Source organism: Synechococcus sp. R5-13 (genome assembly GCF_047462015.1).
Taxonomy (GTDB): Bacteria; Cyanobacteriota; Cyanobacteriia; order Thermostichales; family Thermostichaceae; genus Thermostichus.
Window position 1 is genome coordinate 1 of sequence record NZ_JANSIL010000101.1, and the last position, 9,057, is coordinate 9,057.

Annotated in this window: 10 protein-coding genes; 3 read left to right on the forward strand and 7 right to left on the reverse strand. The window is 57.8% G+C overall.

Annotation, left to right across the window (positions count from 1 at the left end; all coding sequences use genetic code 11):
- Nucleotides 1-393: 393 nt before the first annotated feature.
- The 3 genes from NW840_RS08360 to NW840_RS08370 form a co-directional block, all read right to left on the reverse strand.
- Entirely contained in the window at nt 394-612 is a 219-nt protein-coding gene (locus NW840_RS08360; protein WP_011432028.1) for a hypothetical protein, read from the reverse strand.
- Nucleotides 613-809: 197 nt separating this feature from the next.
- Nucleotides 810-1,415 carry a precorrin-6Y C5,15-methyltransferase subunit CbiT gene (gene cbiT, locus NW840_RS08365; RefSeq protein WP_414343618.1) on the reverse strand — a complete coding sequence of 202 codons (606 nt, stop codon included), beginning with the start codon at nt 1,413-1,415 and terminating at the stop codon, nt 810-812.
- Nucleotides 1,416-1,768: 353 nt separating this feature from the next.
- Nucleotides 1,769-2,896: a hypothetical protein gene (locus NW840_RS08370; protein WP_414343619.1), complete on the reverse strand. Its 1,128-nt coding sequence runs from the start codon at nt 2,894-2,896 to the stop codon at nt 1,769-1,771.
- A 160-nt stretch (nt 2,897-3,056) separates the two neighbouring features.
- On the opposite strand from NW840_RS08370, the gene NW840_RS08375 reads away from it, so the two are divergent.
- Together NW840_RS08375 and murI are read left to right on the forward strand one after the other, a co-directional pair.
- Nucleotides 3,057-4,916, forward strand: a complete 1,860-nt coding sequence (locus tag NW840_RS08375; protein WP_414343621.1) for an N-acetylmuramoyl-L-alanine amidase — start codon at nt 3,057-3,059, stop codon at nt 4,914-4,916.
- Between the two features lie 176 nt (nt 4,917-5,092).
- Entirely contained in the window at nt 5,093-5,971 is an 879-nt protein-coding gene (gene murI, locus NW840_RS08380; RefSeq protein WP_414343622.1) for a glutamate racemase, read from the forward strand.
- Between the two features lie 36 nt (nt 5,972-6,007).
- Here murI and NW840_RS08385 read toward each other — a convergent pair whose 3' ends face one another.
- On the reverse strand, nt 6,008-6,583 hold the full coding sequence (locus tag NW840_RS08385; protein ID WP_414343623.1) for a hypothetical protein: 576 nt from the start codon (nt 6,581-6,583) through the stop codon (nt 6,008-6,010).
- A 411-nt stretch (nt 6,584-6,994) separates the two neighbouring features.
- On the opposite strand from NW840_RS08385, the gene fba reads away from it, so the two are divergent.
- Nucleotides 6,995-8,074, forward strand: a complete 1,080-nt coding sequence (gene fba / locus NW840_RS08390) for a class II fructose-bisphosphate aldolase (RefSeq protein ID WP_011432022.1) — start codon at nt 6,995-6,997, stop codon at nt 8,072-8,074.
- Nucleotides 8,075-8,227: 153 nt separating this feature from the next.
- Here the strand turns inward: fba and NW840_RS08395 are convergent, their stop codons facing one another.
- The 3 genes from NW840_RS08395 to NW840_RS08405 all read right to left on the reverse strand — a co-directional run.
- The gene (locus NW840_RS08395) at nt 8,228-8,455 is read right to left on the reverse strand and encodes a hypothetical protein (RefSeq protein ID WP_011432021.1); all 228 of its coding nucleotides are present in this window, start codon (nt 8,453-8,455) and stop codon (nt 8,228-8,230) included.
- Nucleotides 8,456-8,495: 40 nt separating this feature from the next.
- Nucleotides 8,496-8,702 (reverse strand): hypothetical protein, encoded by a 207-nt coding sequence (locus tag NW840_RS08400; protein WP_011432020.1) that lies wholly within the window; start codon nt 8,700-8,702, stop codon nt 8,496-8,498.
- Nucleotides 8,703-8,871: 169 nt separating this feature from the next.
- Nucleotides 8,872-9,057: hypothetical protein (locus NW840_RS08405; protein ID WP_414343625.1), on the reverse strand; the 186-nt coding region annotated here is incomplete at its 5' end.

Here is a 9,057-nt window from a genome sequence, read left to right on the forward strand (position 1 = left end):
CCGCCGAGGGGCCTGAAACCCTTGCCCAGAGCGGGATCGACCGGGTCAACGGAAGAATCAGGGTTTGAGGCTTGTCGCCGACCCTGTCGCTAACCATGTTGGTGTAGAAATTAACATGGATCCCTGCGTGGAGGTTGCTGGGGAGCTGCTCCTGAGACGCTGAAGCAGGGGGCCAATGAGGGCAAGATGAGAGGCTAGGGAGCGACGACATAGCAATCTTGGGAGAGGCGCTCGTTGCCTCCCCACTTTGCCAGCTTGCTTCCGCCGCAGGCAGGTATGAAGACCGGGCTTGAGACCCGGTTTTTAGGTAAAACTCCCTGAGTAAAAGTTCTCAATAGAAACTACCAAAGTTACTGCAGGAGCTGGGATCCCAATTTGGGAAGCTTGCGAACCCTAAATGCCTGGGGACTTGCTGGGTGGGCTTTCTTCGGCTACTGCTTGCCTGCGTCGATCCCCGATGCCGCAATCACCACAGCATTCCGGTCGCTTGAAGTCGTCCCAATGGATGCAAGCCCGGCAGCCTTTCAGCATTTCCGGCCAGCGCTCCCGAATCAACAGTTGCCGCAGTTTGACTTCCCGTGACTCCTGAAAGGGGTGTTGGAATTGATCCATAGCTATTGGGTTTCCCAGCTCTCTTATCTGGTATAAAAGCAGATTTGAGTTTGGGATCGAGAAACATCAGTATAGCTTAAGGTTTGGGTGACCCAATCTTTTCTGCTGGTTCTAAGACAGCCGAGATAAATCAATCCACTTTTATCCATCACCTTAGGAAAAGATTTACCAAAAAATGTAAACAGTTTACACAAAACTTAGCCCATTTTTTCTCCGCTCAAAACAAAGGTGGGATCCAGTGCCAGCAGCATTTGAGTCCGACCGCGGTGTTCCAGGCGGTTCACCGCCGATTGAATCACCTCCACATGATGAGCCCGCACAGCGGCCAGGCCGGCAGAAAGGCCGTAGAGCCCATCCAAAGAGTTGGTCGTCGCCACGACCCGCCCGTTGGGGCTGAGATGGCTCCAGCAGGCTTCCAAGATCTCGCGTAGAGGATGGCCCCCCTCAATGCAGATGCGATCCGGCGCTGGAGAAAGGTGTTGCAGACAATCGGGGGCAGTACCTTGAATCACCTGCACGTTGGCGAGGCCAAATTTCCGGCAATTGCTCTCGATTAGGCTGACTACCTCGGCATCTCGCTCGATGGCAATCACGCGAGCTTTGGGGCATAGAACAGCCGCTTCAATGGCAATGGTGCCGGTTCCGGCGCCGATATCCCACAGGCAGTGGTTCTCTCCCAGGCGCAACTGGCTTAGCACCAACACGCGCACCTCACGAGGGCTCATCGGGATCCCTGGGATGCGTTCAAAGGCAGAGTCTGGGATCCCTGGGGTGCGGTAGGGCCAAGAGAAGGCGGCTGACATGGGTAAAGTACCGTTGCAGAGGAAGTTTGTCTATACATATCCCTCAGCATAGAGCGAATGCTCAACAGGCCATCTCCAACCTGATAGGGGTGCCGCTTCTCCCGCCCAATCATTGCCCAGATGGGCACCACAAACGCCCTCTGAGCTCAACGGAGTGGTTGGAGCAATTCCCAACCGGCAAAGCTGCAGTCCAAAACCAAAATGATCCTGCCCCCTTGAGGAATCGAGTTGGACACTAGGGAAGTTCTGGAGACAAGCGGGATCCCTTTTACCCAAGAGCTCATTTTGCGCCGGATGTAGCTGGTGCTGCCGGAAAAAGTTGTAGTTGGGGCAATGTTCAGTACAAGAGGATCTTAAGAACGTTTCCTTGAACTGGAGCCTATCAAACCATCCATCCAAAGAATAAGCTTTGCTCGCAGATACAGCCAAATCTCATCATTTGCCCGCAACAGGAATAGAACATATAGGCTCAATACGACGAAAACACACAGGTTCCCTAAAAAAGTGTAGGTTTGGATAATTTGATCGGTGCTCCAGCCAAAGTCGTAGTTTAGGCGGTTCATATCCCCCCTGGCATCTCCTTGGCCGCCCAACAAAGTTCCCCAGGGAACCTCGGCCAATCCCAGTCTGATGCTGTGCCATTCCCAAAAGCTTCTCCACAGGCTGCTGGCCGCGATCCCCAGCACGACAAATCGCCAAAAATCCCATCGCCAGCGATCTGGCAAGGGAAAATAAAAGCTGGCCATCAAAAAGGTGCTGAGATAAAATTCTCCTCCAACGCCGCTAAAGACAAACAACATCTCCCAGGTGCGATTGGGCATCAGCCAGGTCATGTAAAACTGCAATAGAGCAAGAAAGATGGCCAGCACCTGCAGCCACCCAATCCGCTCCTTGCGGGCTGACCAGAAGAGTAGAATCAGTAAAAAGAGGATTCCAAAATACACAAAGGGATCCCTCTGCGAGCTAACGCTTGTCCAGCCGATGGGCAGAGGCAAAGCCCGATACCCGCTCCACCAGGCGACGGTGGCATGGCCAAATTCGTGGATCCAAATGTGAAGAGGCAAATGCAACAACTGCAACAAGCCTATGTTGTTCACCATCAGGGCCACCGCAAACGCAGCCGGGTAAGCCCAAGCGTTGACTGCCCAGTTATCGAAGGAAAACCGATCCCAACGCTGCCGGGATCCCAGCTTTAGGCTCTGCCGCCAGAGCAAGCGTGAGCCGCGGAAAGCGCAAATCTCCACTTGATCCAGCCGTGGAATCCGCAGTTGCTTCAGGATCAGAAACAGTTGGGCGGCGGCAACTTGGGGGGAGAGCTGAGGCCGATAAGGGGATCCGATGAGGTGAATGTGCAGGGTCTCGTCGGCAAAGTCTACCTGAGCACACCAGCGACGCCGCAGCAGTTCTGTCCGCACAACCTGCACAATCGACTGGGCGTGTCCAGCTCGGGCCAGGGCTAGGGGATCCGGTGGCCTGGGCATCCCAAGATACCTCGTCGGAGAACAAGCAGTGGGATGGAGAAGATACGCCCATTATCCTCTGGCCCCGCAAGCAAGAGCGGAATTGCGCTCCTTCCCAGGCTGCTCCGAGGGCAGGTTGGTATAGTTGAGGGCAGCAGGTGTGGGGAGTGGATGGAAGGTCATGCCCGAATTTGGCAAGCCGGGGTCAAGGCAGATATGGGGGGCGATGCTGCTGTTGAGCTTGGCGGGGGCAGGGCTGTTTCCCCCGGAATCTGTCCAGGCTCAGGCGATTACAGCCCCAGGTTTATCGCGCATTGAGCGTTGGTACTACGACCCCCAGCAGGGGCGGCTGGAAGTTAACACCCAGGGCGAGGTGCGGCCTTTTCTGTTCGTGCTGCAGAATCCGCCTCGGGTTGTGCTGGATTTTCCCAACACCCGCTTTGGACAGGAGCCCCAAACCCAGACTTTTGCGGGCCGTGTCACCTCTCTGCAGATTAGCCAGCTTACGGATACCATTACCCGCTTTGTGCTGTATCTGCAGCCGGATCAGCCTCTCAGCCTCAACCAACTGCAACTGCTCACCGCCGGCCCCTCCCGCTGGGCCGTTCAATTCACCCAGGCCGCTCCCCCTTCGCCGCTGTTTCCCCCCTCATCTGCCGGCTTATTGGGAGGTTCCAGGGATCCCTTCCCGCCGTCCCCGCCTTTGCCGACACTGCCTCCCCGACGCCCGGCACCCACCCCATCTCCTCGCTCCGGCCATCAAATTTTAGAGGTATCCCCGCAAGCAGAAGGCTTTTTTATCCGTACCCAAGGCAGCCCCTCCACTACGGTGCGGCGCATCCTCGATCCGGATCGGGTAGTGGTGGATTTTCTCAACACCACCCTCAGCCCTGCCCTCACCCAGCGAGCTTATGTCATCAACCGTCTGGGGGTTTCGCGGCTGCGTATCGGGCAGTTTGAGCCCACCGTTGCTCGGGTAGTGCTGGATGTGGATTCCTCCGGTGGCGACTGGGAAGCCCGCTACGACCCACAGCGAGGTGGGATCTGGATCCAGCCTGCCGGCGGTGCTGCCCAGGCCAGCCTTTTGCCCGAGGTCAGCTCTGTCAACAGCAGTGGGCCGCTGGCCACGTTGCAATCGGTTCAGCTCCAGGGCAACCGGTTGATCATCAGCGCCGATGGATTCATGTTCTACCGGGCCGGCTGGGATCCCGAGAGTGGTGGCTACCGCATCAACGTGGCGCCCGCTCGCCTGCCCCAGTCTATGCCGGATCCCGGCTTGCCGGTTGGAGGGCCGGTGGAGCGGATCCGCTTTGTCCAGGAAGATGCCCGCACGGTCAGCATTCTGGTGCAGCCCGCCGAGGAGTTCAATGTCTTCGAGCCCAACCCCGGCCAGGGATCCCGCCGCATTACCTTGGAGCTGCGACCTCTGAATGCTCCTCCACCAATACCTCAGCCGCAGACGCCCGGCCCTGCCTCCCCTTCCACCCCCCAATCTCTGAACCGGACGGTCATTGCCATCGACCCCGGCCACGGGGGACGGGATCCCGGTGCTATTGGGGTAGATGGGATCCAGGAGAAGGACATCGTGCTCTCCGTTGCCCACCAGGTGCAACGACTGCTGCAGGAGCGGGGGTACGGGGTGGTGATGACCCGCACCGATGACCGGGAAGTGCTGCTGCAACCGCGGGTGGATATGGCCGTTCAGGCCAATGCTGCCCTGCTGGTGAGCATTCATGCCAACGCCCTGGATCGCTCCGGCATTCACGGCATCGAGACCTATTACCTGCGACCCGATAGCGCCGAGCTGGCCGCCATCTTGCACCGCAGCTTGGTCAGGGCCACCGGTGCTGCTGACCGGGGGGTGAGACGAGCCCGCTTTTTTGTGGTGCGGGAAACACCTGTGGGTATGCCCTCCGTGCTGCTGGAGTTGGGATACGTAACCAACCCAACCGAAGGGCGAAAATTGGCTACTGCCGAATATCAGGCTATTTTGGCGCGGGCCATTGCCGATGGCATTGAGACTTTCTTGCGCAGTCGCTAGCCGTTGGCTGAGCTTGTTCATGTCTATCGGATCTCTCAATTGATCCTTAATTGATCGAATTGACGATCCAGTTGGCCCAGTTGATCTCAGAGGGAAGGCAGGGAATCTGTCGCCGAGATTCTTGAAAGCAGGGTAGGATACAGCAGCTTAGGCCAAGGTGTTGAGGAGAACGGAGCATGCAGTGGGAGTGGAAATCAGAGCCAGATCCCAGTTGGCCAATTGGGGTGTTTGACAGCGGCTTGGGCGGGCTGACGGTTTGGCGAGCCTTACGCCGCCGGCTCCCCCAGGAACGGCTCATCTACTTCGGCGACACAGCGCGGTTGCCCTATGGGGAACGCTCGCCAGAGGAGATCCTGGCCTTTGTGCGGCAAATTCTGACATGGATGCAGGCACAGCCGGTGAAGCTGGTGGTGATGGCCTGCAATACCAGCTCGGCCTTGGCTCTGGACCACGTGCGGCAGGAGTTTGCCCTGCCCGTTCTGGGGTTGATCCTACCCGGCGCCCAGGCAGCACTGGCCCAAGGATCCCGCATTGGGGTGCTCGCCACGGTGGCCACGGTCAAGAGTCGCGCTTACTCAAAAGCCATTCAGGAGTACAGCGCTCTGGATCCCAAACGTTTTCCGTACCCCGTTTACTGTTGGGAGCAGGCCTGCCCTGAGTTCGTCCCTCTCATTGAAGCCGGATGGCTGGATAGCCCTGCTCTGCGACAGGCGGCTGAACGCTACCTGCAACCGCTGTTGCAACAGGGGATCGATACTCTTGTCTATGGCTGTACTCACTACCCCCTGCTGGATCCAATCCTGAAGCCTTTGCTGCCGTCCTCGGTCAAACGGGTAGATCCAGGGATGGCGCTGGTGGGATCCCTGGCCCGCGAATTGAGTTTGTGGGACTTGCGTCGCCCCTTGACCGCTGCTTGGGGAGAACCCCACCGTTTCTACGTGAGCGGGGATCCAGAGCGATTTGCCCAGTTGGCCACTCCTTGGTTGGGCTTTCGGCCCCAGGTAGAACGGGTGGAATTGCCGGCTTTGGATGTCAGCAACTCCCTCCGCCCCTGAGTGCCCTTCTCCTCGGGGATAAAGATTGGGGGCCCCTCAACGGGTCATCACCTGCAAGGGGAAACGTTCCGCCAACTCCCCTTCCACCTTGGGTAGCCATTCCTCTTGGAACACCCACACCTGCCCCTGCTGCACGCGGCCATCGGGGTTTTGCGTCAGCTCCAGCCAATACACGAATTGGTTTCCCCGCAGCACCACCCCTTGGATGGCAAGGGCCAAGGTATAGCCCGGACTGCTTGCCAGAGCTTCTGGGGACGGGTAGCGAATCACCTCCACCGCCTGATCCAGATCGGCGGCGATCTCCGGCCCATAAACGTCGCGAATGGCTTGAAAGAGATCCTCTGCTGTCAGTCCTTGGGGGCGAAAGAACGTCATCCGTTCCGAGCGAATCGTCTCCCGATCCAGCGGGTTGATGATCCGTCCTGGCGGAGCCACCGAGGCCAAGAACGTAAAGCGGGATCTATCCGGCTCCACTCGGTTGATGTTCAGGGTTTCGCCCGGACGGGGCCGCAGCACAGGATTGTCCCTCACCCAGGCCGCCACCTGATCTGGAGATTGCCCAGGGATCCCCCAAGCTGCCAACTGAAGGCCCGCCACTGCCCAGCAGGCCATTGCCAAACCGGTTCCTCGCACCCAGCGCAGCCTTTTGCCCCAGCAGGACAGAGCCCTTGTTGGCTTTGCACCCAAGACCGGCCAGCGATTGCAACGCACGTTCCCATTCCTCCGGGCAAACAACACAAAAACACCACAGTAGAATTAGAGAGACTAAGAGATAAATTGAGCGGGCATGGGCAGAACCATCCTCGATGCAAGCGCCCAACAGTCTTGCCCCTCCCCACTGTACCTGAAGATGTCGGTGCGCCTGTTGCGCCTGAGCGCGAGCATCACGGCCAATGGTTGCAAAGATCCCTCGGCAAGATGCGCAGATCCCCGGCGGCTTATCCGCCAAAACGTAAAAAGTATCTTAAGATCAACGGTAAGCAAATCTCATACGCACTAGGTCAGCACCTCAGGAGGTAACCGATGGCTCTCGTTGCAATGCGGACGCTGCTGGATCATGCCGCCGAACATGGCTACGGCATTCCTGCCTTCAACGTCAACAACATGGAGCAGATCCAAGCAATCATGCAGGCAGCCCATGAAACCAACAGCCCCGTTATCCTGCAAGCCTCTCGAGGGGCACGCAAGTATGCGGGCGAGAACTTTCTGCGGCACCTGATCCTGGCGGCAGTGGAGACCTACCCCCACATCCCCGTCGCCATGCACCAAGACCACGGCAATAGCCCGGCTACCTGCTATTCCGCCATCCGCAACGGCTTCACCAGCGTCATGATGGATGGATCCCTCAAGGAAGATGCCAAGACCCCGGCCAGCTACGAGTACAACGTGGCCGTTACCTCCGAGGTGGTGAAAGTGGCTCATGCAATCGGGGTGAGTGTGGAAGGGGAACTGGGCTGCCTGGGATCCCTGGAAACGGGCCGTGGGGAAGCGGAAGATGGCCACGGCGCGGAAGAGGCGCTCAGCCATGACCAACTCCTCACCGACCCCGACCAAGCGGTGGACTTTGTGGAGCGAACTCAGGTGGATGCGCTGGCCGTAGCCATTGGTACCAGCCATGGCGCCTACAAGTTCTCCCGGAAGCCCACTGGTGACATCCTCGACATGGAGCGCATTGCTGAGATCCACCGCCGCCTGCCCAACACGCACCTGGTGATGCACGGTTCCTCCTCGGTGCCCAAGGAGCTGATCGACATCATCAACGAATACGGCGGCTCCATTCCCGAGACTTACGGTGTGCCGCTGGAAGAAATTCAGCGGGGCATCCAAAATGGAGTGCGCAAAGTAAACATCGACACCGACAACCGCCTGGCCATCACAGCTGCCGTGCGCCGCGCTCTGGCCGAGAATCCGAAAGAGTTTGACCCCCGCCACTTCCTCAAGCCTTCCATCAAGGAAATGCAAAAAGTCTGTGCTGAGCGCTACATTGCCTTCGGCTGTGCTGGCCATGGCACCAAAGTTCCGGTGGTTACCTTGGATGAGATGGCAGCCAAGTATGCTTCTGGAGCTTTGGCGGCTCAGGTGAAGAAGACCGTTGCGGTCTAGTCCCCACATCCTGCAAGAACTCTGGAATGCTTGCCGGGGCGCTTCCAGGGTTTTCCTTGGAGATCAGCTAGGTCACTGGACTCAGATTGGACAAATAAGGGGATCCAGCTGGGATCCCCTTTTGCTTTGGAGGAACTTGATGCGTTTTGGGGGTCAGGCAGCTTTTGCCGCAGAACGTTTTTCCGTCTCAATTTGATGGTTCAGCAACGCCAAGCTTAGGCAGTCCAACAGTTCCAGGTCAGCCTCAGAGTAGCGCCGCTGAAAGAGCAGCTCATTGATGCGGTTCTCTTGGCCCAAGCTGAGGAAGCTGCTGCGGAACACCTGCTCCACGATTTCTTGGATGCTGGAGGGCAGAGTAACAGAGTCAAGACTTGTATTCATGGCTGGTTCTGTTTGAGAGATGGTTTTTGAAGGGAGAAGACTATCTTTGCCAAGAGGTGAGGTAGCGCTGCTCGATGTCCTGCAGGGAAAGATGGGAAGCCCTGGGCCGCGGCTCATTCACGGAGGAGACATCGTTCTGCCACTTGAGGGATACTCCCAGCAGTGCTCCCAAAGAGAAGCTCTCGCTCAATAGGGCTGCTATGCGGTAAGTACGGTAGTCCAGGGTTAGATCTTCACTGACTTGCATCTGTGTTTCCTCCGTATTTCTAACGTTCATGCCCCTATCATAGCCTCGAGATCAGTGGAAGTACAGAGAAACATCGAGGATTTGCGTAGGCAATTTGTACGTTTCTTCTACGCGATTTGGCGGATATCGGTGGGATCCCAGGGGTCTTTGGGGCGGGTTCAGGGTTGAGTCAGGGATCCCAGCCCAGCAGAGCACAGATGTCCGCAGCCAGGGTGGCGGCGTTGAAGGGTTTGCCGATGAGGCCATTGGCTCCAAGCTGAGCCAGAGAGGAGGGTGAAACTGGGAAATTGACATCCTCCCCGGCCTGAAGGCCGGAGATTCCTACCACGCTACGCATGGATGGCTCCTTGCGCAG